22 protein-coding genes are annotated in these 24846 nt (G+C 72.8%); 6 read left to right on the top strand and 16 right to left on the bottom strand.

Annotated features, from left to right (window positions below):
- Positions 1–6: 6 nt before the first annotated feature.
- Entirely contained in the window at positions 7–1128 is a 1122-nt protein-coding gene (locus tag AB0J74_RS03305; protein WP_363443805.1) for a serine hydrolase domain-containing protein, read from the bottom strand.
- A 116-nt stretch (positions 1129–1244) separates the two neighbouring features.
- On the opposite strand from AB0J74_RS03305, the gene AB0J74_RS03300 reads away from it, so the two are divergent.
- Complete coding sequence (locus tag AB0J74_RS03300; protein ID WP_363443802.1) at positions 1245–4337, top strand: BTAD domain-containing putative transcriptional regulator; 3093 nt, start codon at positions 1245–1247, stop codon at positions 4335–4337.
- A 30-nt stretch (positions 4338–4367) separates the two neighbouring features.
- Here the strand turns inward: AB0J74_RS03300 and AB0J74_RS03295 are convergent, their stop codons facing one another.
- From AB0J74_RS03295 to AB0J74_RS03240, 12 genes are all read right to left on the bottom strand, one after another.
- Positions 4368–5081 carry a DUF6390 family protein gene (locus tag AB0J74_RS03295; RefSeq protein WP_363443800.1) on the bottom strand — a complete coding sequence of 238 codons (714 nt, stop codon included), beginning with the start codon at positions 5079–5081 and terminating at the stop codon, positions 4368–4370.
- A 1-nt stretch (position 5082) separates the two neighbouring features.
- Entirely contained in the window at positions 5083–6138 is a 1056-nt protein-coding gene (gene hypE / locus AB0J74_RS03290) for a hydrogenase expression/formation protein HypE (RefSeq protein ID WP_363443797.1), read from the bottom strand.
- On the bottom strand, positions 6135–7241 hold the full coding sequence (gene hypD, locus AB0J74_RS03285; protein WP_363443795.1) for a hydrogenase formation protein HypD: 1107 nt from the start codon (positions 7239–7241) through the stop codon (positions 6135–6137). The genes hypE and hypD overlap by 4 nt, the downstream gene beginning before the upstream one ends.
- Entirely contained in the window at positions 7238–7486 is a 249-nt protein-coding gene (locus AB0J74_RS03280; protein ID WP_363443792.1) for a HypC/HybG/HupF family hydrogenase formation chaperone, read from the bottom strand. The genes hypD and AB0J74_RS03280 overlap by 4 nt, the downstream gene beginning before the upstream one ends.
- Positions 7487–7501: 15 nt before the next feature.
- A complete protein-coding gene (gene hypF / locus AB0J74_RS03275; RefSeq protein ID WP_363443789.1) occupies positions 7502–10030 on the bottom strand; it encodes a carbamoyltransferase HypF in 2529 nt (842 codons plus the stop codon).
- A 1-nt stretch (position 10031) separates the two neighbouring features.
- Positions 10032–10529, bottom strand: coding sequence for a hydrogenase maturation protease (locus AB0J74_RS03270; protein WP_363443786.1), 498 nt, complete (start codon positions 10527–10529; stop codon positions 10032–10034).
- A 112-nt stretch (positions 10530–10641) separates the two neighbouring features.
- On the bottom strand, positions 10642–12015 hold the full coding sequence (locus AB0J74_RS03265) for a hypothetical protein (RefSeq protein ID WP_363443783.1): 1374 nt from the start codon (positions 12013–12015) through the stop codon (positions 10642–10644).
- Entirely contained in the window at positions 12012–12638 is a 627-nt protein-coding gene (locus AB0J74_RS03260; protein WP_363443780.1) for a DUF6084 family protein, read from the bottom strand. Before AB0J74_RS03260 ends, AB0J74_RS03265 begins: the two co-directional genes overlap by 4 nt.
- Entirely contained in the window at positions 12635–13261 is a 627-nt protein-coding gene (locus AB0J74_RS03255) for a DUF5947 family protein (protein ID WP_363443777.1), read from the bottom strand. The genes AB0J74_RS03260 and AB0J74_RS03255 overlap by 4 nt, the downstream gene beginning before the upstream one ends.
- Positions 13258–13812 (bottom strand): hypothetical protein, encoded by a 555-nt coding sequence (locus tag AB0J74_RS03250; RefSeq protein ID WP_363443774.1) that lies wholly within the window; start codon positions 13810–13812, stop codon positions 13258–13260. The genes AB0J74_RS03255 and AB0J74_RS03250 overlap by 4 nt, the downstream gene beginning before the upstream one ends.
- Entirely contained in the window at positions 13809–15599 is a 1791-nt protein-coding gene (locus AB0J74_RS03245; RefSeq protein WP_363443771.1) for a nickel-dependent hydrogenase large subunit, read from the bottom strand. Before AB0J74_RS03245 ends, AB0J74_RS03250 begins: the two co-directional genes overlap by 4 nt.
- Positions 15600–15621: 22 nt before the next feature.
- Positions 15622–16677: a hydrogenase expression protein HypE gene (locus AB0J74_RS03240; protein ID WP_363443768.1), complete on the bottom strand. Its 1056-nt coding sequence runs from the start codon at positions 16675–16677 to the stop codon at positions 15622–15624.
- Between the two features lie 122 nt (positions 16678–16799).
- Between AB0J74_RS03240 and AB0J74_RS03235 the strand changes: the two genes are divergently transcribed.
- Complete coding sequence (locus AB0J74_RS03235) at positions 16800–17129, top strand: hydrogenase maturation nickel metallochaperone HypA (protein WP_363443765.1); 330 nt, start codon at positions 16800–16802, stop codon at positions 17127–17129.
- 60 nt (positions 17130–17189) lie between these two features.
- Entirely contained in the window at positions 17190–17822 is a 633-nt protein-coding gene (hypB, locus tag AB0J74_RS03230) for a hydrogenase nickel incorporation protein HypB (protein WP_363443762.1), read from the top strand.
- On the opposite strand, the gene AB0J74_RS03225 is transcribed toward hypB, so the two are convergent.
- Positions 17823–19091, bottom strand: a complete 1269-nt coding sequence (locus AB0J74_RS03225; protein WP_363443759.1) for an SGNH/GDSL hydrolase family protein — start codon at positions 19089–19091, stop codon at positions 17823–17825. It abuts the gene before it with no gap.
- Between the two features lie 68 nt (positions 19092–19159).
- On the opposite strand from AB0J74_RS03225, the gene AB0J74_RS03220 reads away from it, so the two are divergent.
- The gene (locus AB0J74_RS03220) at positions 19160–21280 is read left to right on the top strand and encodes a glycoside hydrolase family 3 C-terminal domain-containing protein (protein ID WP_363444090.1); all 2121 of its coding nucleotides are present in this window, start codon (positions 19160–19162) and stop codon (positions 21278–21280) included.
- Positions 21277–21849 carry a gamma-glutamylcyclotransferase family protein gene (locus tag AB0J74_RS03215; protein ID WP_363443756.1) on the top strand — a complete coding sequence of 191 codons (573 nt, stop codon included), beginning with the start codon at positions 21277–21279 and terminating at the stop codon, positions 21847–21849. The genes AB0J74_RS03220 and AB0J74_RS03215 overlap by 4 nt, the downstream gene beginning before the upstream one ends.
- On the opposite strand, the gene AB0J74_RS03210 is transcribed toward AB0J74_RS03215, so the two are convergent.
- Positions 21846–22184, bottom strand: a complete 339-nt coding sequence (locus tag AB0J74_RS03210) for a hypothetical protein (protein ID WP_363443753.1) — start codon at positions 22182–22184, stop codon at positions 21846–21848. The two genes, AB0J74_RS03215 and AB0J74_RS03210, sit on opposite strands and share 4 nt — an antisense overlap.
- 96 nt (positions 22185–22280) lie before the next feature.
- Between AB0J74_RS03210 and AB0J74_RS03205 the strand changes: the two genes are divergently transcribed.
- Positions 22281–23768 carry an MFS transporter gene (locus AB0J74_RS03205; RefSeq protein WP_363443751.1) on the top strand — a complete coding sequence of 496 codons (1488 nt, stop codon included), beginning with the start codon at positions 22281–22283 and terminating at the stop codon, positions 23766–23768.
- Here the strand turns inward: AB0J74_RS03205 and AB0J74_RS03200 are convergent.
- A complete protein-coding gene (locus tag AB0J74_RS03200) occupies positions 23757–24776 on the bottom strand; it encodes a hypothetical protein (RefSeq protein WP_363443748.1) in 1020 nt (339 codons plus the stop codon). The two genes, AB0J74_RS03205 and AB0J74_RS03200, sit on opposite strands and share 12 nt — an antisense overlap.
- Between the last annotated feature and the right edge of the window lie 70 nt (positions 24777–24846).

Raw genomic sequence — 24846 nt, 5'->3', positions numbered from 1 at the left:
CTCTCCTCAGAGGTTCGCGGCGACGACGCCGCTGACCGCACCGAACGTCGCGTAGTCGCCGGCCGTGACCCGGTTCTTCGCGACCGCGACGACCACGCCGGTCGCCGGGTCGGCATAGGCCGCGGTGCCACTGCTGCCGGCCATGCCGAACAGCGTCGGGCTGTCCAGCGCACCTTGGAACCCGATGTCGAACCCGAGTCCGCGCCGGGCCGGAAACCCGATCACCGCATCGGTGCCACTGGCGGCGACGGTGGTCACCTCGCGCAACCGCGAGGGCGACAGCAACCGGACGCCGTCGACCGGGCCGAGCAACGCCGCGTACATCCGGGCGATCGCCCGCGCCGTCATGACTCCACCGGCCGGGATGTCGGCCGTGAGCACGTCGCGGCGGTTGCAGAAGGCGGCGTCCGGCAGTGCGCCGAGCGGCGCCGCGGTCCAGCCGTCGAGCACCCGGAAGAACGGCACGGTCTCGGCCATCGACGCGGCCATCTCCGGCGTGATCGCCAGGTCGGCGGCATCCTCGTGCCGGGCGACCCGGCCAAGATCATCATCGGGTACGCCGAAGAACAGCTCCCGACCCACCCCCAGCGGCGAAGCCACCCGCTCCCGCAGCACCGTCGAGATCGTCTTCCCGGTCGCCCGCCGCACGATCTCACCGACCAGGAACCCGTAGGTCTGCGGGTGATAGCCGGTCCGGGTCCCGGGCTCCCACCACGGCGTGGCACCGGCGATCAACGAACACATCCGGTCCCAGTCGCACAGATCCGCCGCCGTCGTGTCCACCGGCACCGCCGGCACACCGGCCGAGTGCGTGAGGGCGTCCCGCAATGTCGCCCGGTCCTTGCCGTTGACGCCGAACTCCGGCCACACCTCGACGATCGGCAGGTCATAGTGGAGTACGCCGTCCTCGACGAGCGCGTGCACCACCGTCGAGGTGGCGCCCTTGCCGGTCGACGTGACGTGGAACAGCGTGTCCGGCGTGACCGCCCGCCCGGCGTCCGCCTCACCGGCGACCACGTCGACAACCTGCTCACCGTGGCGATACACGGCGACCTGCACGCCCCGCTCGGCACCGTCTTCGACAAGCCGCTCGACGACGTCGGCCACCTGGCGCTCGATGTCGCTCATCGCACCCTCTCCCCTCGTGATCGGGCGGCGTCCTCCGCCCGACGCACACCATCCTGCGGACGCCGATTACCGAATCCTTACGGCCGGGGCGCGGGGCAGGCTCTAGGGTGGCGGGCATGCGTTTCGGGGTGCTCGGGCCGCTCGCGGTGTGGACCGCGGACGGCTCCACGGTGCCCGTCCCCGGCGCGAAGGTGCGCGCGCTGCTGGCCACCCTCCTCGCCGGCGCTGGCCGGCCGGCCAGCGCCGACCGGCTGGTCGACGACATCTGGGGTGCCGACCCGCCCGGCAACCCGGCCGCCGCGCTGGCGGTCAAGGTCTCCCAGCTCCGCAAGGCCCTCGACGACGCCGAGCCGGGGTCCCGGGCGCTGGTCGAGTCGGGGCCGGCCGGCTACCTGCTGCGCAGCCGGGCCGTCGACGCCGTCGAGTTCGACGACCTGCTCGCCCGGGCGGCCGAGGAGGGCCTGCCGGCGCGCCGAGCGGCGCTGCTCGACGACGCGCTCGCGCTCTGGCGCGGCGACGCCTTCGCGGGCTACCGCGACGCGGAGTTCGCCCGGGCCGACGTGGTGCGCCTCGACGAGCGCCGGCTGACCGCTCTCGACGACCGGGCCGAGGCCCACCTTGCGCTCGGCCGGCACACCGCGGTGGCCGGCGAGCTGGCCGACCTCGTCGCCCGGCACCCGCTGCGCGAGCGCACCCGCGCGTTGCGGATGGTTGCCCTCTACCGGTCGGGGCGGCAGGCCGAGGCGCTGGACAGCTACGCCGACCTGCGGCACCAGCTCGCCGAGCAGCTCGGCCTCGACCCGTCGCCCGAGCTGGCCGCGCTGCACCAGGCGATCCTGGCCCAGGACCCGGGCCTCGACCCGCCCGCCGCGGCCCGCCCCGACAGCCGGCCGCCGACCAGCAACCTGCCCGCGGCGCTCGGCGAGCTGGTCGGCCGCGACGAGGCGGTGGCCGAGGTGACCGCGCTGCTCGGCAAGCACCGGTTGCTGTCGCTGACCGGCACCGGCGGCGTCGGCAAGACCCGGCTCGCGGTCGCGGTGGCCGGTGCCGCCCGCGGGTCGTTCCCCGACGGCGCCTGGCTGGTCGAGCTGGCCGGCGTCGAGGGGGGCGCCGACGCGGTCGCCGACACCGTCATGGGCACGCTCGGCCTGCGCGACTCCGCCGGGGCCGACCCGCTGACCGCCGCCCTGCGTACCCGGCGGATGTTGCTCGTCCTGGACAACTGCGAACACCTGGTCGAGGCGGTCGCCGAGCTCACCGCCCGGCTGCTGCGTGCGGCGCCGGAGCTGCGGGTGCTGGCCACCAGCCGGGAGCCGCTCGGGCTGGCCGGCGAGAACGTCTGGCCGGTGCCGCCGCTGTCGCTGGCCGACGCCGTGCGGCTCTTCGTGGACCGCGCCGCGGCGGCGGCGAAGGGCTTCGAGGGCGACGCGGATCAGGTGGCCCTGCTCTGCCGCCGGCTCGACGGCATCCCGCTGGCGCTGGAGCTGGCCGCCACCCGGGTACGCGGGCTCGGCCTCGACCGTCTCGTCGCCGGCCTCGACGACCGGTTCCGGCTCCTCGCCGCCGGGCAGCGCGGCGCACCGGCCCGGCAGCAGACGCTGCTGGCCACCATCGACTGGAGTTGGCGGCTGCTGACCGCGCCGGAGCGGATCGCGCTGCGCCGGCTCGCCGTGCACGCCGACGGCTGCACCCTGGAGGCGGCCGAGGCGGTCTGCGCGGCGGGCGATGTCGTCCGGGCCGACGTCCCCGAACTGCTGGGCAGGCTGGTCGACCGGTCGCTGGTGGTCCGTTCCGAACGCGGCGACGGCCACCCGCGCTACCGCCTGCTGGAGTCGGTGTCGGCCTTCTGCCTCGACCGGTCACGCGACGCCGGAGACCTGGCGGCCACCCGGCAGCGGCACCGCGCCTACTACACCGCGCTGGCCGAGCGCGCCGAGACCCGGCTGCGCGGCCCGGACCAGGCGCACTGGCTCGGCGTCCTCGACGCCGAGTCGGCGAACCTGCGCGCCGCGCTCGACCCCGCACACGACCCCGCGCTGGCCATCCGGCTGGTCGAGGCCCTGGCCTGGTACTGGTTCCTGCGCGGCCGCCTCGGCGAGGCCCGCCGGTCGCTGCGGGCCGCGCTCGCCGTGCGGGCCAGCCCCCGCGCGACCGCCTGGCTGACCGGCTTCGCGTTCCTGCTCGGTGACGCCGCCGACTGGCCGGCCCGGCACGCGGCCGCGTTCGGCACCCTCGACGAGCCCAGCCGCGCGCAGTGGTTCCTGGCCTACGCCGAGGTCGACCTCGGCGACGTCGCCGCCACCGAGAAGCTCGTCGACGCGATCCTGGGGGCGTTCACCAGAGCGGCCGACCGCTGGGGGGTGGCGGCCACACTCACCCTCTCCGCCAAGCTCGCCCACATCCGCGGCGACGCCGCCACCCTGCGCCGCGACGGCGAGCGCAGCGCGGCGATGTTCCGCGACCTCGGCGACCGTTGGGGCCTGCTCCAGGCGACCGAATGGCTCGGTGCCCACGCCGCGCTGACCGGCGACCACGCCGCCGCGGTCAGCCTGCACACCGAGGGCCTCGAGGTCGCCCGCGAGCTGGGCCTGTGGGCCGACGTCGCCGGCCGGCTCGGCTGGCTGGGCTGGATCGCGATGGAGCATGGCGACCACGCGACGGCCCGCGAGCGGTGCACCGAAGCCCTGGCCCTGGCCGAGGAGCAGGGTGCCCCGCTGCTCGCCGTGTTCGCCACGATGGGCCTGGCGTTCGCCGCCCGTCGCGCCGGCGACCTCGACGCCGCCGCGACCCATCTCGGCTGGCTGCTCGACACCGCCGCCCGCAGCGACGCGGCGACCGGCCAGCCGCTCTACCTGCCGAGTGTCCTCGTCGAACTCGGGTTCGTCGCCGCCGAACGCGGCGACCTGGCCGCGGCGGCCCGCCACCACCGCGCCGCGCTCGTGACGGCCCGTGCCCTGGGCGCCACCCGCGACGTGGCGCTCGCCCTGGGCGGTTTGGCCGCCGCGGCCGCCGCCGCCGGCCGCTACGGCGAGGCCGCCCACCTGCTGGGCCAGGCGGCCGCGACCCGCGAGCCGACCGGCCTGCCGCCGGGACCGGCCGAACGTGCCGACCTGCACCGCATCGAGACGGCGGCCCGCGCCGCGCTCGGCCCGGCGTTCCACGCGGCCTACGACGCGGGCCGCGAGGCGGCGGCACCACCTACCGGCTGAAGGATCTGATCGACCGCGCCGACGCCGCCGCTACTGGGAACTGGCCACGGCGTGATAGCGGCTCTCCATGGCCTCGATGCGGTCGGCCTGGTCGCCGGTGAGCGTGTCGCAGACCCAGTTCCAGTGCAGGGCCACCCGGTCGCCCGCACCAAGGCCGCGGAGCAGCGACCAGCCCTCCACCGACCACCGCACCGTCTCCCGCCGCGGCGGCCCGGGCACCAGGCCGCCACCGGGCAAGGAGACCAGCGGCCGCGACTCGACCGTCGCCGTCTCGCCGGAGACCGCCGTCACCACGCCGGTCCGGATGCGGCACTGGTCGAGCACCGACAATGCCTGGGAGTGGCCGGTCGACGCGAGCAGCCCGGCCCACGGGTAGACCTCGAACACCTGGAACGTGTGGTGCGGCAGCGCGCGGTCGGCCGCCGTGCGCCAACTGCCGCCCGACTGGCCGGCGAAGCGATCCGACAGGAACGCGACCAGGTCGGCCGAGGACACCCCGGCCAGCAGGTCGCCGCCCACCCAGTAGGCCTCCACCACCCGCTCGTCGAGCGGATCCGCGATGCCGGCCGAGGACGCCAGGAACTCCAGATAGGACCAGGCGCCCTCGAAGCGGCGGGCCCGCCGGGCGATGTCCGCGGTCGCGTCGCCGCGCAGCATCGCCTCGGCGCCGGCCGGACCGCAATAGCCCAGGGCGTTCGGCGGGTACGCGTACCGCGCGAACATCAGCGCGCCCTCGGCCGTCACCTCAGCAGATCCGCGGCAGTTGCTCGCCGATCGGCAGGCTGATCACGCGGTTGCCGCCCAGCGCCGTCTGCGCGACGACCATCCCGGCATGTTCCGCCACGCACGTGCCGATGGCCTGCGCGCCGGCGCCCAACGGGTGGGCCCGCATCGCTTCGAGGACCGCGGGCGCGGCCGACGGCGCCACGATGGCGATCAGCTTGCCCTCGTTGGCCACCTGCAGCGGGTCGAGACCCAGCAGGCTGCACGCGTCGCGCACCGCGGCCGGCACCGGCAGGTCCCGCTCGACCAGCGACACACCGACCCCGGCGGCGCGGGCGATCTCGTTCAGCGACGCGGCCACGCCGCCCCGGGTCGGGTCGCGCAACGCGTGCACCGCTTCGCCGCCGGCCGCCAGCATCGCGGCGACCAGCCCGGCCAGCGGCGCGGTGTCGCTGTGCACCGACGTGCCGAACGACAGCCCCTCGCGGCAGCTCATCACCGCGATCCCGTGCACCCCGATGTCGCCGCTGACCAGCACGACGTCGCCGGGCCGGGCCCGGCGCGGCGCGATCTGCACCCCGGGCGGCACCAGCCCGATGCCGGCCGTGGTCACGAAGACGCCGTCGCCACTGGCGCTGTCGACCACCTTGGTGTCTCCGGTGACCAGCCGAACTGAGGCCGCGGCGGCCGCCAGCCCCATCGCCTGGGCGATCCGGCCGACGACGGACAGCTCGGTGCCCTCCTGCAGGATGAACGCCGCCGACAGGTAGAGCGGCGTCGCCCCCGACATCGCCAGGTCGTTGACCGTCCCGTTGACGGCCAGATCCCCGATCGACCCGCCGGGGAAGAACATGGGTCTGACCACATAGGAATCGGTCGAGAACGCCAGCCGCGCCCCGCCCGCGGGCACCACGGCGGAGTCGGCGAGATCGGCGGCCGAACCGCCGAACGCGGGCAGGAAGATCTGCTCGACCAGCTCGGCCGACATCGCACCGCCGCCGCCGTGCCCCATCACCACGTTCGGCGTGTCCCGCAACGGGACGGGACAGGTCCACGACGAGAAGTCCACGGTGGTCATGCGCCGACCTCCACCAGGTCGAGCCGGCGGTAGGCGTAGTAGGCCGCGCACGCGCCCTCCGACGAGACCATCGTCGCCCCGAGCGGGTTGCGTGGGGTGCACTCCTTGCCGAACGCCGCGCACTCGTGGGGCTTGATGTGCCCCTGTAGCACCTCGCCGGCCCGGCACAGCGGCGACTCGTCCGTCCGGATCTCGCCGACGGCGAAGCGCGACTCCGCGTCGAACTCGCGATACCGCGACGACAGCCGCCACCCGCTGGCCGGGATCATGCCGATCCCGCGCCAGGTGCGGTCGGTCACCTCGAAGACGTCGTCGAGCATCCGGCGCGCGGCCAGGTTGCCCTCCGGCGGCACCACCCGCGGGTAGGCGTTGGTCACCGCGAACGAGCCCGACTCCAGTTGCACGACCGTCTGGCGGATCCCCTCCAGGATGTCCAGCGGCTCGAACCCGGTCACCACGATCGGCACCCGGTAGCGCGCGGCCAGCTCCGGGTACAGCGACGTGCCCATCACGCTGCACACGTGGCCGGCGGCCAGGAAGGCCTGCACGCGGCAGTTCGGCGCTTCCATGATGGCCGCGATGGCCGGCGGCACCAGCACGTGCGAGACCAGCAGCGAGAAGTTGCGGACGCCGAGCCGGCGCGCCTGGTAGACGGTCATCGCGTTGGCCGGTGCCGTCGTCTCGAAGCCGATCCCGAAGAAGACCACCTCGCGGTCGGGGTTGTCCCGGGCGATGGCGAGCGCGTCCAGCGGCGAGTAGACCACCCGCACGTCGGCGCCGGCGCTCTTGACGGTGAACAGGTCGCGACCGCTGCCCGGCACCCGCAGCATGTCGCCGAACGAGCAGAAGATCACCCCCGGCGACGCGGCGATGGCGAGGGCCCGGTCGATCATCTCCAGCGGAGTGACGCAGACCGGGCAGCCCGGCCCGTGGATCATCTCGATGCCCGGCGGCAGCAACTGGTCGATGCCGTGCCGGATGATGGAGTGCGTCTGACCGCCGCAGACCTCCATCAACGCCCACGGGCGGGTGGCGACCGCGTGGATCTGGTCGAGCAGCCGGCGCGCCAACACCGGGTCGCTGAACTCGTCGAGATACTTCATTTCGCCCCGAACTCCTCTTCGAGAATGCCCAACTGTTCGAAGTTGGCCAGGGTCTGCTTGGCCGAGTCCTCGTCGAGCCGCTGGATCGCGAACCCGACGTGCACCACGACGTACTCGCCGACGGCCGCGTCGGGGACGTACTGCAGGCACACGTCCTTGCGCACCCCGCCGAAGTCGACGTCGGCCATCAAGGTGCCGTCCCGCTCACTGATGCTCATGACCTGCCCGGGTACTGCCAGACACACGGTGGTGGTTCCCTCCTACGATGCTGCGGAGATCAACAACTGCCCCAGCGCGATGCCGCCGTCGTTGGGCGGCAGCAGGCGCGGGCGCAAGACGGTGAAGCCCCGGTCGGCGAGCAGCCGTTCGGCCGCGTCGAGCAGGACGGCGTTCTGGAATACCCCGCCACCCAGCGCAACGGTGGCCAGGCCGGTGCGGTCGCGGGCCAGGTCGGCCAGATCCGCGATGAGGCCGGCGATCGTCTGGTGGAAGACCGCCGCGACCTCCGCCGCCGGCACGCCCGCGCGCACGTCGGAGACCACGGCCCGGATCAGTTCGACCGGAGAGACGACCGAACCGTCGACGTCCATCGGGTACGCCCGGCGGGGCACCCGACCACAGGAACGGGCCAGGCCTTCGAGCACGATGGCGGCCTCGGCCTCGTACTCGGCCGTATGCCGCACGCCGACCAGCGAGGCCACCGCGTCGAACAGCCGGCCCATGCTGGAGGTCGGCACGCTGCCGAACGCGGTGTCCAGTTGGTGCGCGAGCACGTCGCGCTCGGCCTGCGGGCAGGCCGCCACGGCCGGGATGTCGTCGGCCCACTCGATGCCCGCGTGCCGCAGGTGTGCGAGCGCCATCCGGTAGGGCCGGCGCACGCTCGCGTCGCCGCCGGCCAGCGGCACGTAGCCGAGGTGCGCGAACCGGTCCGCCGACTTGTAGTCGCAGACCAACACCTCGCCACCCCAGACGGCGCCGTCCGTGCCGTAGCCGGTCCCGTCGAACGCCACCCCGATCACGTGCTCGCCCATCCCCAGCCCGTGCTCGCCCATCACGGCGGCGACGTGCGCGTGGTGGTGCTGGGCGAGCAGCACCGGCCGCCCGCCGGCGTGGTCGCGGGCCCATCCGGTGCTGCGGTAGCTCGGGTGCGCGTCGGCGACGAAGCGCTCCGGGCGCACGCCGGTGAGGTCTTCGAGGTGGCGCTCCACCGCGGTCAACGCCTCGACGGTGCGGAGGTCGTCCATGTCTCCGATGTGCGGGCTGAGCCAGGCGTAGCGACCCTCGGCCAGGGCGATCGCGTTCTTCAGGTCGGCGCCCGTGGCCAGCGTCGGGGGTACCTCGACCGGCAAAGCGATCGGCAGCGGCGCGTAGCCGCGGGCCCGCCGCACCGCGACGGGCGACCCGCCGACCGGCCGGCTGACCGAGTCGTCGCAGGGCACGTGGATGGGCCGGTCGTGGCGCAGCCAGGCGTCGGCGAGGCCGGCGAGGCGACGCAGCGCGTCGGCGTCGTCGGTGACGATCGGTTCGCCGGACAGGTTGCCGGACGTCAGCACCAGCACGTCGGTGATCGGCGGGTCGTCGTCGAGGCCGAAGAGCAACTCGTGCAGCGGCGTGTAGGGCAGCATGACGCCGACGTCCGGGTTGCCCGGCGCCACGCCCTCGGCGAGCGGTTCGCGCTTGGGTGCCAGCACGATCGGCCGCTGCGCGCCGGCGAGCAGCGCTTCCGCCTCCGGTCCGAGGGCCGCGATCCGACCGGCGGTGGCCAGGTCGGGGACCATCACCGCGAACGGCTTGTCCCCGCGGCGCTTGCGCAGCCGCAGGGTGGCGACCGCGCTCTCGTCGCGGGCGTCGCAGGCGAGGTGGTAGCCGCCGAGCCCCTTGACCGCCAGGATCCGGCCCTGTGCCAGCAGGTCGCGGGCGGTGCTCAGCGCCGCCTCGCCGTGCACCGGGGGCCAGGCGTGCCGGCCCGCGTCGCCGGTGACCAGTTCGAGGCGCGGACCGCAGTCGTGGCACGCGATCGGCTGGGCGTGGAAGCGACGGTTGGCCGGGTCCTCGTACTCGGCGCGGCAGGCCGGGCACATCGGGAAGCCGGCCATCGTCGTGGACGACCGGTCGTAGGGCAGGGCGGTGATGATGGTGAACCGCGGACCGCAGTTGGTGCAGGTGATGAACGGGTGCCGGTAGCGGCGGTCGGCCGGGTCGCGCAACTCGGCGCGGCAGTCGGCGCAGGTGGCCACGTCGGGTGAGGCCAGCGTGCGGGACCGGCCGGCGGGACCGGACGCCTCGATGGTGAATCCCGTGCCCCCGACCACGTCCATGGTGGACTCGACCACGTTCTCCACGACCGCCAGCGGTGGTGCGTCGGTCCGCAGCCGCCGGCCGAACGTGTCGAGCGCGTCCGGCCCGCCCTCGACCTCGACGGTCACGCCCGCGGCGGTGTTCGACACCCGGCCGCTGAGGGCGAGCGCGGTCGCGGTGGCGTAGACGAACGGGCGGAAGCCGACGCCCTGCACGACCCCGGTCACCTCGTAGCGGCGGCGCGCGCGTTGCGCGGCGTCGCGGCCCCGGCCGATCAGCTCCAGGCCGTCACGGGCGGTGCGGGCCCGGTCGCGGTCGATCACCTCGACCGCGAAGCCCATGTGGATGAGCACCCAGGCACCCGGCTCCGGCGGCGTGTCGAGCATGCCGACGTTCACCCGGCGAGCGGCGCCTTCGACGTCGACGAGGGCGACCTGCCCCTCGTACCCGGGCACGAGTTCGACGACCTGTCCCGGGATGCCCAGGCACATGTCAGGTCCCTTCGGTGATGGGCGGGCAGAGCTTGTCGAAGAGCGCGTCGACGGCCGCCAGCGCCAGGGGCACGGCGGCGGTGACGGCGGGGCTGAGGCCGAGACGCTCGTCGAGGTCGGCCGGCCGGCACCCGACCACATAGGTCGGTGGCAGGGTGCCGCCGAGCCGGCGCAGGGTGGCCAGCACGGTCGCCGGGTCCATCGCGTGCGCGTCGAAGCCGGCACCCGCGAGCAGGTCGCCGGTGCCGACCTCGAGCACGCTGATGGTGCCCGGCGCGGCCTCGCCGGGCAGTGCGTCGACCAGGATCAGGGCCGCGACGCCGTCCAGCAGGTCGTAGGCTAGGTGCAGGCCGCGGACGCCGTAGTCGACCACGCGCACCTCGTCGGGCAGGAAACCCCGCTCGAGCAGTGCGCGGGCGACGGCCGGCCCGAACCCGTCGTCGCCGAGGAACACGTTGCCGATGCCGGCGACGAGCACCCGGCCGTCGACCGGGTTCACATCGAACGGATCTTCAGGTAACGGCGGATGTCGGGAATCGACTGCACGGTGACCACGAGGGCCACCACAGCGAGCGCCGCGCCCAGACCTGCCGTCACCATGCCGAGTCTTCTCATGACCGGCTCTCCTCTCTCTGGATCGGTTCCGCGCCACCGGACAACGGTTCGATCTCGTCCGGCGCGAAGTAGAAGTACCGGCCGTACCAGTCGTGCAGGTCCGCGGCCGGGTCGTCGACGAGCACGAGCGCCACGTGTACGCCGCCCTCGACGTCGGACAGCACCGCCGTCACCCGGGCCACCTGGTCGGCGAAGAAGATGTCCTGCGCGTCGGCGCGCCGGCGCGGGCGGACGCGCACCAGGCTGCCCTTGGCCACCCGGACACCGTCGACCATGACCGAGTCGGTCTCCGGCGAGACGGCGGCGTCGGCCGCCGGGTCCCACCACGGCGCCCCGCCGGTGTCGAACGACGGCGGCTCCAGGTCGCGTACGTCGGCGGACCCGTCAGCCGGCGGCCGGAAGACGCCGTGCAACCGCTGCAGATCCTCCGGCGTCAGGCCGTCGCAGCGGTCGATGATGGCCGCCACCTGCGGGTCGGTGGCCCGCGCCTCGGCCTTCTCCGCCTCGGTCATCGTCATGATCCGCAGGACCAGGATCTCGTCGATCTCGGTCGAGTCGAACAGCGCGCCCGGGCTCTCCTCGGCCACCTCGGGGTGGTCGTACAGGATGATGGGCGAGCCGAGCACCAGGTCGGTCGTGCCCGGCGGGCCGGCCAGCACGGGCCAGCAGCGGTGCTGCACGCAGCCGGCCGCGGCCGCGACCGCGTCGTCGGGCGGGTCGATGACAGAGACGAACCCGGCGCCTTCCGCGCGGAGCACCAGGTGGGCGCCGAGCAGCGAGCCGCGCACGGCGTCGTCCTTCGTGGACACCGGGCCGTCGTAGGCGTTCTCGACGGCCACGGTGAGCCGGGTGTAGCCGCCGTCGGTCACGGCGCCCAGCCGGACGTGCGCACACACCGGCCACCGCCGGCGGACGACGCGGCCCACCACGGTCCCGGCCTCGTCGTGCAGGTCCTCGATGTCGGACCCACCGGAGATCTCCACCCGGAGTTCGCCGTCGGGCCCGACCGGCTGCGCGGCGAACACCGCCTCCCGCTCCACCGCCTCGTCCCAGCTGAGCACCGTCCGCCCGGCGACGCTGAGCGCCTCGACGTCGGCATACCGGCCGTCGGCGCCGAGCCGTTGTGCCTGACGCGTCTGCAGCTGCAGGAAGCGCAGATGCACGTCCACGGTGGACGCACCCGGGCCGAGCAGGCACTGGGTCGCCATGCTCGACTCCTCGCCCAGCCCGCGCTCGGCGGCGCCGGGCGGCCCGAGCACCCCGAACTGCCAGCGCGACCGGTTCTTGGCGGCGCTGGCCCGGTAGGGGTAGAGCAGGTAACCCTCGTAGAGCACCGCGTCGGCGACAGCGCGGACGGCGTCCAGGCTCATGCCGGCACCCCGATCAGTGAACGCAGTGTCTCGTCCCAGCTCACGTGCCCGTGCCGGGCCCGAACGGCGGCGAGCGCGTCGAGCACCTCGCGGTCCAGCCGGATCCACCCGGTGCCGGGGAAATACTGCTCGATCATCTGTCGCCAGACCCGCACCGGCAGGTCGTAGCTGGCCGTCTGGTCCCACGGCACCGGCTCGACCGAGAAGCCGGTCGCGCCCGGCACGAAGACCGTGCCGGAGAACAGCAGCGACAGCGGCACCGGGCCGGCGTGCAGCGCGTGCAGGTAGGCCGAGCCGACCACGTCGAGGTCGTAGGTGCAGGGCAGGCCGAGGTCGACCTCGGTCGAGCCGGCGAAGCCGGGCACGGTGGTGTCGCAGCGCAACCAGGGGAACGGTCGCACCGTGTCGGTCCAGCGCTCCCGGCCGCCGAACAGCCCGCGCAGCGCCTCGCCCTCGGCCTCGTCGTAGCCGCGGCGCTGCGGCTCGACCCGCACCTGGCAGCGCAGCACCATCGCGTGCACCCGCCGGCCGGCGTCGTCGTCGATCCGCAGTTTCGCGGTCAGTTGCGGTGTCACGGCGTGCGGTTCGGCGACGATGTCCCGGACGGTGAACTGCAGGCTCATCCGTCGACGCTCCGCTCGTCGACCATGGCGAAGAACGCGGCCAGCGCGGCCCGGGCCTCGCTTCCGCCGTCGAAACCGCGCCAGCCCTGGCGCAGCGTGCCGACCAGTTCGTAGCAGACGTCGATCGGCACCAGATGGCACGAACCGGAGTGCGCGGCGCCCGGTGTCGGGCGGCGGACCAGCAGCGCCTCGACGTCGGGACGCAGCGTGGCCAGCGCCGGGTGGGCGGCGAGCACCCCGTCCCAGGCACCCATCGGCAGTTCCGACTCGGTGGCGCCGGCCGGGCCCGGGTAGAACGCGACGAGGCGCTCCTGCACCGAGTTGCGGAACAGGAACGCCAGCCCGACCGGGATGTCGAGCGCGTCGAACGCCGGACCGTCGACGGCGACGTCGGGAAAGCGCAGGTAGCGGTCCGGGACGGCGCGGTAGCGCTGGTCGGCGTCGCCGGCGAACAGCAGGTAGCACGGGCGGCAGGCGCACATCAGTGCCCGGCCTTCGAGGTGCACGACGTGCGGGTGCGACTCGGTCACCGGCTGGGCGCACAGGTCGCAGCGCTCCCCCGCGACCCGCGGCTGCGGCCGGTCGCGGCTGATCCGGCGCAGCGCGCCGAGCGGCGGGGTCACGACGCCGCCGGCCCGACCCGGCTGAACAGCGAGTCGACCGGGATGACCGCGCCGACCGACCGGTCCGGCTCGATCACCTCGACGGTCACCACTTCCGGTGCGGCGTCGGCGATCGCCGACTCGACCGAGGCCTTGAGTGCGCCCGAAGAGCAGCCGCTGGCGGTCAGCCGTACCCGGGCGACTCCGTCGGGTGTGATGTCGACCAGCGAGGCCTCCCCGCCGGGTGCGACCGCCGCGAGGGCCCGGGCCACCCGGGTCGACGCGCTCTCCGGGTGCAGGCCGTGCACCAGCAGCAGGCTGGCGACGAGTCCGTCGGCGGCCAGCGCGTCGAGCACGTCGTCACCGAGTGCACCGCGCTCGTGCAACAGTTCGAGCAGCCGTTCCAGGCCGGCGCCGTAGAGGTCGACGACGAGCCGGACCAGTTCCTCGGCCCGTTCCCGGGCCACCGCGCCGCCGGCCGCGCTCGCCGTGACCAGCGCCTCGATGCGGTCGCCGGCCGCCGTCCAGTCGAACCGGGCGGCGGCTGGCGCCTCGGATTCCACTGTGGTCACTCGGCGCCGGCTGTCTGCGTCGGCGAGTGCAACAGCTCGAGCTTCTTGCCATCACCGAGATACATGTGTACGCCGCAGGGCAGGCACGGGTCGAAGCTGCGCACCGTGCGCATGATGTCGATGCCCTTGAAGTGTTCCCGGTCGTTCTCCTCGAAGATCGGCTGACCCTGCACCGCGTCCTCGTAGGGGCCGGGGGTGCCGAGGCTGTCCCGCGGGCTGGCGTTCCACGGCGTCGGCGGGTAGGGGTGGTAGTTGGCGATCTTCCCGTCCCGGATCACCATGTGGTGCGAGAGCACGCCGCGCACGGCCTCGGTGAACCCGGCGCCGACACCGTCCTTGGGCACGTCGAACTTCTCCCAGGTCTTGGTGCGGCCGGCGCGGATCTCGACCAGCGCCTGCTCGGCGAAGTGCAGCGCGCAGGCGGCCGCGTACGCCTGGAAGTAGGTCCTGGCCCGGTTGCGTTCCAGCGTGTTGCTCCACTGGGGAATGCGCCACTCCAGGTCGACCGGGCCCTTCAGCGCGGTCTTCGGGAGGTTGATCTTCACGCTGCGCCCGGTCGCCTGCACGTAGCCGATGTCGACCAGGCCGGCCAGCGCGGTCGACCAGAGCCGGGCCAGCGGGCCACCGCCGGTGTCCAGCGCGAGATAGTCCTTGCCGTCGAACCAGCGCGGCGACATCACCCAGCTGTAGTTGCTGTCCAGGTCGCGCTTCTGCGGCCGCGGGTTGGTGTGCTGGTTCCACGGGTGTCGCCGGTCGACCGGGTTGCCCAGCGGGTCCTCGGTCACGAACATCTCCTGGCCTTCCCAGTCCTGGTAGTAGGACGAGCCGAGCAGGATGCGGATGCCCAGGTTGATCCGGACGAGGTCGGTGGTGACCAGCTTGCCGTCGACGATGATGCCGGGGGTCACGTACATCTTGCGACCCCAGTCCGTCATGTCCTTGTATTCGAAGTTGCAGTGCTCCGGGTCCTGGAACGAGCCCCAGCAGCCGAGCAGGATCCGCCGGTTGCCGACCATCTCGTAGCCGGGGAGAGCCTCGTAGAAGAAGTCGAAGAGGTCGTCGTGCATCGGCACGACCTTCTTCATGAACTCGACGTAGCGCATCAGCCGGCTCAGGTAGTCGGTCATCAGCTGGATCGTCGCGACCGTGCCGACGCCGCCCGGGTAGAGCGTCGAGGGGTGCACGTGGCGCCCCTCCATCAGGCAGAACATCTCCCGGGTCAGCCGGCTGACCTGCAGCGCCTCGCGGTAGTGGTCACCCGTGAACGGGTTGAGCGCGCGCATGATGTCGCCGATGGTGCGGTAGCCGTGCGCGCCGGCGTTGGGCGCGTCGGTGCGGTTGGCCATCTCCAACACGCCGGGGTTGGTCTCGGCGACCATCTTCTCGCAGTAGTCGACCCCGACCAGGTTCTCCTGGAAGATGTTGTGGTCGAACATGTATTCGGCCGCCTCGCCGAGGTTGACGATCCACTCGGCGATGGCCGGCGGCTTGACGCCGTAGGCCATGTTCTGCGTGTAGCACGAACAGGTGGCGTGGTTGTCGCCGCAGATCCCGCAGATGCGACTGGTGATGAAGTGCGCGTCGCGGGGGTCCTTGCCTTTCATGAAGATCGAGTAACCGCGGAAGATCGAACTGGTGCTGTGGCACTCGGCGACCACGCGCTGGCTGAAGTCGATCTTGGTGTAGATACCCAGGCTCCCGACGATGCGGGTGATCGGGTCCCACGCCATGTCCACCAGGGATTCGGTGCCCTGGCCCGCAGCGCGCTGCGGTTGCGTCACCGTCATGGGTTCGGCCTCTCTCGTCGGGTCACCAGGTGCGCTGCGCGCCGGTGGTCAGTTCACGGCCGCGTTTGCGCCACTTGGGCTCGCGGTCGAGCGTGTGTGTCGTGATGCTGCGGAGGCGGCGCATCGTGTTGCCGTAGGCCGCCACCGTGGTCGAGGACAGCTTGCCGCCGGGCGGCTCGTCCATGAACGGCATGAACTTGTCGGGGAAGCCGGGCATCGTGCAGCCGATGCAGATGCCGCCGACGTTGGGGCAGCCGCCGAGGCCGTTCATCCAGCCGCGCTTGGGCACGTTGCACCTGACCGCCGGGCCCCAGCAGCCGAGCTTGACGATGCACTTCGGCGAGCCGTACTCGGTCGCGAAATCGGCCTGCTCGTAGTAGCCGGCGCGGTCGCAGCCCTCGTGCACGGTCTGACCGAACAGCCAGGTCGGCCGCAGCGCGTCGTCGAGCGGGATCATCGGGGCCTGGCCGGTGGCCATGTAGAGCAGGTAGACCAGCGTCTCCGACATGTTGTCGGGCTGGATCGGGCAGCCGGGCACGTTGACGATCGGGATGCCGGCCTTCGACTTCCAGTCCCAGCCGAGATAGTCGGCCACGCCCATGGCGCCCGTGGGGTTGCCGGCCATCGCGTGGATGCCGCCGTAGGTCGCACAGGTGCCGGTCGCCACGATCGCGGTCGCCTTGGGCGCGAGCCGGTCGAGCCAGCTGCTCATCGTGATCGGCTGGTCGGTGGCCGGGTTGTTGCCGAAGCCGGTCCAGTAGCCCTCGCTCTTGAGCTCCTCGTTCGCGATCGAGCCCTCGACGACGAGCACGAACGGGTCGAGTTCGCCGCGGTCGGCCTTGAAGAACCACTCGAGGAAGTCGTCGGCGCCGCCGTTGGGCCCGCACTCGAAGTCGATCAGTGGCCAGTGGACGGCCACCTTGGGCAGGCCCGGTAGCGCCCCGAGCGCGATCTCCTCGATGCTCGGCTGGCTCGCGGCGGTCAGCGAGACCGAGTCGCCGTCGCAGCTCAGGCCGGCGTTGATCCACAGAACGTGGATGAGGGTGTCCTCAGCCTTGATCGCTTCCTCTGTCGGCATGGTGTCCGCCTTCCCGAGCGCGTCCGGCGTCGCTGAACGTACTTAGCTCGGTGCTCAGCGTAATATCGGACCTAGGCCACAAGAGGGCGCAACGCTGACAAATCTCGAATGGACGGAGCCGCGTGCACGAACTGTCGATCACCCAGAGCGTGGTGGACGAGGTCCGGACCCGCGCCGGGGAACGGCGGGTGCACCGCGTCCGGCTCGAGGTGGGCGCGCTGACGGCGGTCGTACCGTCGTCGATGCTCTTCTGCTTCGACCTGGTCACCGCGGGAACCGTCCTCGAGGGCGCCAGCCTCGACATCGACGTGACACCCGGCCGGGCGGCGTGTCGTTCCTGCGGCGCGTCGTTCGACCTGCCCGACCCCGTGCTGCTGTGCGCGTGCGGGAGCGCCGACGTCTCGGTGCTCGCCGGCCGCGAGTTGAAGATCGTCTCGATGGAGGTGGGTTGACCGGTGTGCGGAACCTGCGGTTGCGCTTCTGACTCAGCGGCGGAACATCAGCACGAGCACGTGACGCTCGAACAGAACGTGCTGGCCAAGAACGACGCCATCGCCCGCGACAACCGGGCCTGGCTGCGCAAGCGCGACGCCGTGGCGCTCAACCTGATGAGCTCGCCCGGGTCGGGCAAGACCACGCTGCTGGAGCGCACGCTCAACGCGCTGGCCCGGACCCGCCCGGCCGCGGTCATCGAGGGCGACCAGGCCACGTCGCTCGACGCCGAGCGGTTGCGCCGCACCGGCGCCCCGGTGGTGCAGGTCAACACCGGGGCCGGCTGTCACCTCGACGCGGCCCTGGTGCGCTCGGCGCTGTCGGGGCTCGACCCGAAGACCGGCTCGGTGGTCTTCATCGAGAACGTCGGCAACCTGGTCTGCCCGGCCATGTTCGACCTCGGCGAGCAGCGCAAGGTGGTGGTGATCTCGGTGACCGAGGGCACCGACAAGCCGTTGAAGTATCCCTACATGTTCGCGGCCGCCGACCTGGTCGTGGTCAACAAGCTCGACCTGCTCCCCTACGTCGACTTCGACCTGGAGTTGTGCGTCAAGCACGCCCGGTCGGTCAACCCCGACCTGACCTTGCTGACCCTCTCCGCGACCACCGGCGAGGGCCTGGACACCTGGCTGAACTGGGTCGCCGCCCAGTAGTCACCGGAAGAGGCGAAGCGGGATGGCGTCGGCCATCGCGGCCATGCCGGCGTCGTTGGGGTGCAGGTGGTCGCCGCTGTCGTAGGCGGGGAGCATCCGGCCGGGCTGGGCCGGATCGCGCACGGCCCGGTCAAAGTCGATCACCGCGTCGTACTCGCCACTCGTGCGGATCCACGCGTTGGCCGCCTGCCGCTTGGCCTCGTTGGCCGGGGTGTAGTAACCGGCGATCGTGGTGTCCTGGAACGGCGTCATGGTCGCGCCGTAGATCTTCAGGCCCCGCTCGTGTGCCCGGGCGATCAGTTCGCGATAGCCGTAGCTCAGGTCGTCGACGCTGACCGCCTCCGACGGTGGGGAGAACGAGGTCGGCTGGCCGATGTCGTTGATGCCGAGCAGCACGATCACGTGCCGGGCGCCGGCCTGCGCGGCGACGTCGCGGTCGAAGCGGGACAGGGCGCTGTCGCCGAAGATCGGGCCGAGGCCGTCGAAGCCCGTACCCGGGAGGGTGTTGCCGTCGTAGAGCAGGCGATTGCCGCCGATGCCCTTGTTGACCACCCCGACGTCGCGCAGGCCGCGGTCGGCCTGGAGCCGGCGGGCCAGGAAGTCGGGCCAGCGGTGGTTGGCGTCGACGGTGGTGACGGCGCCGTCGGTGATCGAGTCACCGAACGTGACCACGGCGCCGGCCCGCGCGTTGCCGGTGACGCTGACCCCGGACAGGAAGTACCAGGAGGTGCTCTCCTGGGCGCCGGGCAGGTTCGCGGCCCGGGTCGCGTCGCCGGCCGCGACGAAGGTGCGCTGGAACGCCGCGCTGTGCTGGGTGGCCGCCGGGGTCTCCCGGGGCAGGAAGATGCTGATCACCAGGTCTGACCGGGCCGGCACGCCGAGGCGCACCGGGTCGCTCAGGGCGGGCGCCCCGCGCGGGATCTCGAAGGCGGTGCGGCCGCCGAAGGTCAGCGGGCGGTCGGTGCCGGGGACGATCGCGGAGCCGCCCGCGCTCCTGGCCACTCTTGCCGCGCCGATGGACAGCCGGCCCGCGCCGTACTCGTTGGACAGCCGCACCCGCAGCGCGGCGCCGCCGGTGCTCACGTGGACGACCTGCCGCAGGGTCTGGTTGTCGAACGTCGTCGCGGGTTGCGGCGGTGCCGCCGCGCCGTGCACGGCCGTGCCCCAGGTGGCGATCCAGGTCTGGCCGCCACCCGTGGCGCCCGCGGAGCCGGTCAGCGTGGCGGTGGTCACGAGGGCCGCGATGAGCAGCGTCAGAAGTCGTCGCATAGGTCCACCACACTCCAGACAGTGATGGTTGTCAACGTCCGCGGTTGGGGGATCATGAGCGGGTGACGATGTTCGACGACGCTGTCCGCGCGGTCGGGTCCGCGGGCGCCGAGGCCGCCGCCGAGTCGCTGGTCGCGGAGCTGAGCCCGGCGGAGTCGCGCTGGCTGCTCGACGGCGACCTGCCCGTGCGAGCCGCCATCCGGCTGCCGGCGCTGGTCAAGGCGGGCCCGGTCGTCGCCGGTTGGGTGCACCGGCTGGGCATCCCCGGCATCCGGTTCACCGACGGACCGCGCGGTGTCGTGATCAGCCGGTCGACGGCGTTCCCGGTCACCATGGCGCGGGCCGCGACCTGGGATCCGGAACTCGAGGAGCGGGTCGGGCTGGCGATGGGCCGCGAGGCGCGCGCGCTGGGCGCCAACTACTCCGCGGCGGTCTGCGTCAACCTGTTGCGGCACCCGGCGTGGGGACGGGCCCAGGAATGCTACGGCGAGGACCCGGTGCTGACCGGCCGGATGGGTGCCGGGCTGACCCGCGGCCTGCGCCGCAACGTGATGGCGTGCGTGAAGCATTTCGCGCTCAACTCGATGGAGAACGCCCGGTTCACCGTCGACGTCGTCGTCGACGAGCACGCCCTGCACGAGGTCTACCTGCCGCACTTCAAGGCCGTGCTCGACGCGGGCGCGGAGTCGGTGATGAGCGCCTACAACTCGGTCAACGGCGAGTTCGCCGACCAGAACCGGGTCCTGCTGACCGACATCCTGCGCGACGAGTGGGGCTTCACCGGCTTCGTCACCAGCGACTGGGTGTGGGGGACGCACGACGCGCTGGCCGGCCTGGCGGCGGGCCTGGACATCGAGATGCCGCTGCGCATGCACCGCGCCCGCGCGGCGCGCCTGCCGGACGATCTGGTCCTCCGCTCGGCACGCCGGATCCTCGCGACCACGCTGCGCCACTACGCCCACCGCGACCCCGCCGAGCCGGCACCGGACCCGGCCGCACACGCGGCGCTCGCCTACGAGGCCGCCGTCCGCGGCGCGGTGCTGCTCCGCAACGAGCCGGTGGGCCACGCCACGCCGGTCGCCCCGGACCTGGCCGCCGACACAACGCCGGGCCCGGCCGCCGACGCCCCGCCGCGATCGGCAGCGCCAGCGGCCGGCGTCCCGTTGTTGCCGTTGGCGCCCGGGGTTCGGCGGGTCGCGGTGTTCGGCCGGCTCGCCACCGCGGCCAACCTCGGCGACCGCGGCTCCTCGCGGGTCGACCCGCCGTCGACGTCGCCGCCGCTCGACGGCCTGCGGGAGGCCCTGCCCCACGCCTCCGTCACGCACGCCACCGATCCCGTCTCGGCGGCGTCCGCCGACGTGGCCGTGGTCGTGGTCGGCATGGGACCGGCCGACGAGGGCGAGCGGATCACCAACGACAACCCGGACGCGTTCGCGTTCCTCGGCTTCCCGTTCACCCTGCGCCCGGTGCGGCGGCTGGCGGCGCTGGTGGCCCGGTGGGGCGCGGCCCGGCTCAGCCCCGGCGGCGACCGCCGCTCGTTGACCCTGCACCGCGAGGACGAAGAACTGATCACCGCCGTGGCCGCGGCCAACCCGCGGACCGTGGTCGTCGTCATCGGCGGCAGCGCGATCATCATGACCGCCTGGCAGCACCGGGTGCCGGCCATCCTGCTGGCCTGGTATCCGGGGATGGCCGGCGGGCGGGCGATCGGCGACATCCTGACGGGTGCGGCCGAGCCCGGCGGCCGCCTGCCGGTGGCCATCCCCACGCACGCCGACCACCTGCCGTCCTTCGACCCGGACGCCCGCCGCATCGAGTACGACGCCTGGTGGGGCCAGCGCAAGCTGGACCGCGACGGGCACCGCGCCGCGTACCCCTTCGGCTTCGGTCTGGGCTACACCACCTTCGCGCTGACGCTTCTGTCCCATCTGGACGACGTCGCGACGGTTCGCGTCCGTAACACCGGCGCGCGCGCGGGTTCGACGGTGGTCCAGATATACGCTGTCGCCGAGGCGGTGCCCAGGCTCGTCGGTTTCCGCCGGGTGGCACTCGCGCCCGACGAGGAGGCCGACGTGGACGTCGCGCTGGACCTGACGCCGACCCGGGAGCGCGACCCGGCCACCCGCGCCTGGTCCCGCCGGCCCGGCCACTGGCACCTGGTGGCCGCCGAACACAGTTCGCCGGCATGAACCACGGCGTGTTCGTCTACGGGTCCATGGCCTCGCCCGCCGAGATCGCCGGCCTGCTGGGGAAGGACGTGGCGGTCGAAGGGGTCGACTACGTCCTGGCCAGCCTCGCCGGCTGGCGGCGGACCTGGAACGTGTGCACCGACAACACGACCTCGCGCGCGGTGCGCTACCACACGCCGGGTACGAAAGAACGCCCGCCGGTGCAGGTCCTGTTCCTCAACCTGGAACCCGCCGCGGAGGAGACCACCGGCTACCTGATCTTCGTCGAGGCGCACCACCTGGCGGCGCTGGACGCCCGCGAGGGCAACTACGACCGGGTGCCGGTGACCGACCAGGTCACGCCGGCCGCACGCGAACGACCGGCGGTCGTCTGGACCTACGTCGGTAAGGGCGACCGCGAAACGAAAGCGCGTGCCGCCATCCGCCGCGGGTCGGCCCGGATCCGCCGGGAATACCTCGACAAGGTGGTCGAGGCATTCGGCGACAACGAAGCGATGGCGGCCGAGTTGGTGCGGACCAAGCCGCCGGCGCCGGTCGAACGCCTCGACCGGGTGGTCGGCGAAGGCTAGGGCAGGCTGTCGCCCGGGAAGCTGCGGACCGGGTGGGCGGTGTAGGTGAAGACGCCCGCGATGACGCCGGGGTCCTCCTCCATCAGCGCGACCGTGGCGTCGAGGTCGCGGTCGAAGATGCCGATGCCGCACACCTCCGTGTCGTCGGCGACCGGGCAGACGATGCGCAGGTCGCCGTCTGCGCGCAGGCCGAAGTTGCGCCGGCCGTGCTCCCAGATGATCGGGCCGGCCTCGGGCGTGCCGTACTTCGGGCCCGCACGCAGGATCACCGTCGTGTAGGTCTTCGTCGTGGTCATGCCGGCGCGCATCTCGTCGTCGCTGACGTAGGTGGTCACGGTGCCTCCGGAAAATTTTGCGGATCACTGTCGAAAACCGGAGCCCCGGCTCCGACCTCCGGGGTGAACAGAACACGACCGGAGGGAACCTGCGCAATGAGTAATACACGTGCCGGGCGGAAGGAGTGGGTGGGACTCGCCGTCCTCGCCCTGCCCTCGCTGCTCGTCTCGATCGACCTGTTCGTGCTGCTCCTGGCCGTGCCGCGGCTCAGCGGCGACCTCGCCGCGAGCAGCACCGAACAGCTCTGGATCATCGATATCTACGGGTTCCTGCTGAGCGGTTTCCTGATCACCATGGGCGCCGTCGGCGACCGCCTCGGCCGGCGGCGGCTGCTGTTCGGCGGTGCCGCGGTGTTCGGGGTGGCCTCGGTGGCCGCCGCCTACGCGACCGACCCGATCCTGCTGATCGCGGCCCGGGCGCTGCTCGGCATCGCCGGCGCCGCGCTGGGCCCGACCACGCTCGCCCTGATCTTCAGCATGTTCCGCGAGCCGAAGCAGCGGGCCACCGCGGTCGGCGTGTGGCTGACCTCGCTGATGGGCGGCAGCGCGATCGGCCCGGTCGTCGGCGGCGTGCTGCTCGCCCACTTCTGGTGGGGTTCGGTCTTCCTGATCGCCGTACCCGCGATGGTGCTGCTCCTGGCCCTGGGCCCGGCCCTGCTGCCACGGGACGAGCGCGTCGCCGACGGCCCGAAGGCGCCGCTCGACCTGGTCAGCGTCGCCCTGTCGCTGGCCGCGATCCTGCCCGCCGTCTACGGCATCAAGGAACTCGCCCGGCACGGTGCCGACCGGCCGGTCCCGCTGGCCGCTCTCGTGTTCGGCCTGTTGGTCGCGGTGGTCTTCGTCCGCCGCCAGCGCGCCCTGGACGACCCGCTGGTCGACTTCCGGCTGTTCGGCCGGCCCACGTTCCGCACCGCGCTCGGCAGCATGTTCGTCAACACGATGCTGCCCGGCGCGACGATGGTGCTGATCACGCAGTACCTGCTGCTGGTGGCCGGCTACCCGCCGCTGCGGGCGGGCCTGGCGATGCTGCCGGCCGTCGCCGCCGGGATCCTGTCCACCCAGATCGCACCGCTGGCGGCCCGCCGGATCCGCCCGGCACCGCTGATCGCCGGCGGCCTGGCCATCTCGGTCGCCGGCCTGCTCCTGCTCGCCGTCGCCGGCGACCCGGCCGCCGTGATCACCGGGTTCGCGCTGTTCAACGTCGGTGCCGGACCGCTGGTCACGCAGGGCACCGGGATCGTGGTCGGCGCCGTGCCGCCGTCCCGCGCTGGGTCGGCCGCCTCGCTGGCCCAGACGGCCAACGAGTTCGGGTTCGCGTTGGGTGTCGCCGTGCTGGGCAGCGTGGCCGCGGCCGTCTACCGCGCCGCCGCGCCGGCCGGCGCCGGCGACTCGCTGGCCACCGCGCCGGCGGCGCTGCTCGACGGGGCCCGGGCCGCGTACACGGACGGGTTGCACGTCGTCGCGGCCATCAGCGCGGTCGCCATCGCCATCACCGCGCTGCTCTGCCTGCGGACCCTGCGGCACCTCCCGCGCGTGGGCCAGCAGCCGGCGGCCCAGGAACGGGAACCGGTGCTAAAGCAGTGACATGTGTACGTGGTCCGTATGGTCGCTGTCGCCGCTGTAGGACTTCCAGCCGGTGGCCGGGAACCAGATGCGCTTGTACCAGATGACGTAGAGGATCCCGAGCGCGTCGGCGTTGCGGACGAGGAAGGCGGCCAGGTCGTTGCCGTACTTCTTCATGTCACGGTTGGATGCCGAAGCGAAGCCGCTCCTCAGCAGCGACCAGTCGCAGGCGCGGCCCTTCGGATGCTCGTAGGGCCCGCCGTTGCGGTGGCAGCCGACGAACCGGTTGAAGCCGGCCCGCTTGACCTCCTGGTAGGCGTGCATCGTGCGGGGCGTGATGCAGCCGCTGGTGGTGGGGTCCTGTACGCTGCACGACTCGTCGGGCCAGCTGCCGTCGGGCGCGCGGGGGGCCGGGCGGGCCTTCGGCGACGTCGCGACCACGTCACCGCCGGTCAGCAGCAGGCCACCGACCTTGTCGAGCTCCTTCTCGGCGGCCCGCTTCTGCTTGGCCATCGAGTCGGCGGCGGCCTTCTGCTGTGCCACCTCGGCGTCGATCTCCGCCTTCGCGGCGGCGACCTGCTTCTCGGCGTCGACGAGCGCGTCCATTTTGCCCGCGTTGTATTGGTTGAGCCGCTCGAGGACGGTCGCCTTCTCCAGGAAGCCGCCCTCGGCCGACGCGTTGAGCATCGCGACCATCGGGGTGAGCCGGCCGGTCCGGTAGGTCTCGGTGGCGAACTCGGCCACCTGCGGGCGCAGCTGCTCGACCTTGGCCTCGGCCTGCTGGAGCTGGAGGTCCAGCTGGAGCTGGCGCTTGCGCGACTTCTCCAGCACGTTCTTCGCCTTCACGTACTGCTTGCCGGTCGCCTCGAGCACGTCGCCGAGCAACGGCACGCCCTTTTCCTTCGGTGCGGCCGGCGACGGCGACGGGTTGGGCGCGGCGTGGCTCACCCCGGGCGGCAGCACGGCGACCGTTGCGGCGGCGACCAGGGCCAGGGCAGTTGCGAGCCAGCGTCGTCGCGCGGCGGTCATACTCGTCGTTTCCCTCCGTCAAACCGCGCACGAGCATACCCAAGGGAGATCCCGTCGCAACTGGTGCACA

The sequence above is a fragment of the Asanoa sp. NPDC049573 genome, assembly GCF_040676615.1.
In the GTDB taxonomy this organism is placed as follows: Bacteria; Actinomycetota; Actinomycetes; order Mycobacteriales; family Micromonosporaceae; genus Asanoa.
Note: the sequence above shows the minus strand (reverse complement) of the source record. Positions and strands in the feature narration are given on the sequence as shown.

Coding starts and splice junctions, on each gene's coding strand:
- AB0J74_RS03305 (WP_363443805.1), bottom strand. CDS start 1,128: ATGAGCGACATCGAGCGCCAGGTGGCCGACGTCGTCGAGCGGCTTGTC.
- AB0J74_RS03300 (WP_363443802.1), top strand. CDS start 1,245: ATGCGTTTCGGGGTGCTCGGGCCGCTCGCGGTGTGGACCGCGGACGGC.
- hypE (WP_363443797.1), bottom strand. CDS start 6,138: ATGACCACCGTGGACTTCTCGTCGTGGACCTGTCCCGTCCCGTTGCGG.
- hypD (WP_363443795.1), bottom strand. CDS start 7,241: ATGAAGTATCTCGACGAGTTCAGCGACCCGGTGTTGGCGCGCCGGCTG.
- hypF (WP_363443789.1), bottom strand. CDS start 10,030: ATGTGCCTGGGCATCCCGGGACAGGTCGTCGAACTCGTGCCCGGGTAC.
- AB0J74_RS03265 (WP_363443783.1), bottom strand. CDS start 12,015: ATGAGCCTGGACGCCGTCCGCGCTGTCGCCGACGCGGTGCTCTACGAG.
- AB0J74_RS03260 (WP_363443780.1), bottom strand. CDS start 12,638: ATGAGCCTGCAGTTCACCGTCCGGGACATCGTCGCCGAACCGCACGCC.
- AB0J74_RS03245 (WP_363443771.1), bottom strand. CDS start 15,599: ATGACGGTGACGCAACCGCAGCGCGCTGCGGGCCAGGGCACCGAATCC.
- AB0J74_RS03240 (WP_363443768.1), bottom strand. CDS start 16,677: ATGCCGACAGAGGAAGCGATCAAGGCTGAGGACACCCTCATCCACGTT.
- AB0J74_RS03225 (WP_363443759.1), bottom strand. CDS start 19,091: ATGCGACGACTTCTGACGCTGCTCATCGCGGCCCTCGTGACCACCGCC.
- AB0J74_RS03220 (WP_363444090.1), top strand. CDS start 19,160: ATGTTCGACGACGCTGTCCGCGCGGTCGGGTCCGCGGGCGCCGAGGCC.
- AB0J74_RS03215 (WP_363443756.1), top strand. CDS start 21,277: ATGAACCACGGCGTGTTCGTCTACGGGTCCATGGCCTCGCCCGCCGAG.
- AB0J74_RS03205 (WP_363443751.1), top strand. CDS start 22,281: ATGAGTAATACACGTGCCGGGCGGAAGGAGTGGGTGGGACTCGCCGTC.
- AB0J74_RS03200 (WP_363443748.1), bottom strand. CDS start 24,776: ATGACCGCCGCGCGACGACGCTGGCTCGCAACTGCCCTGGCCCTGGTC.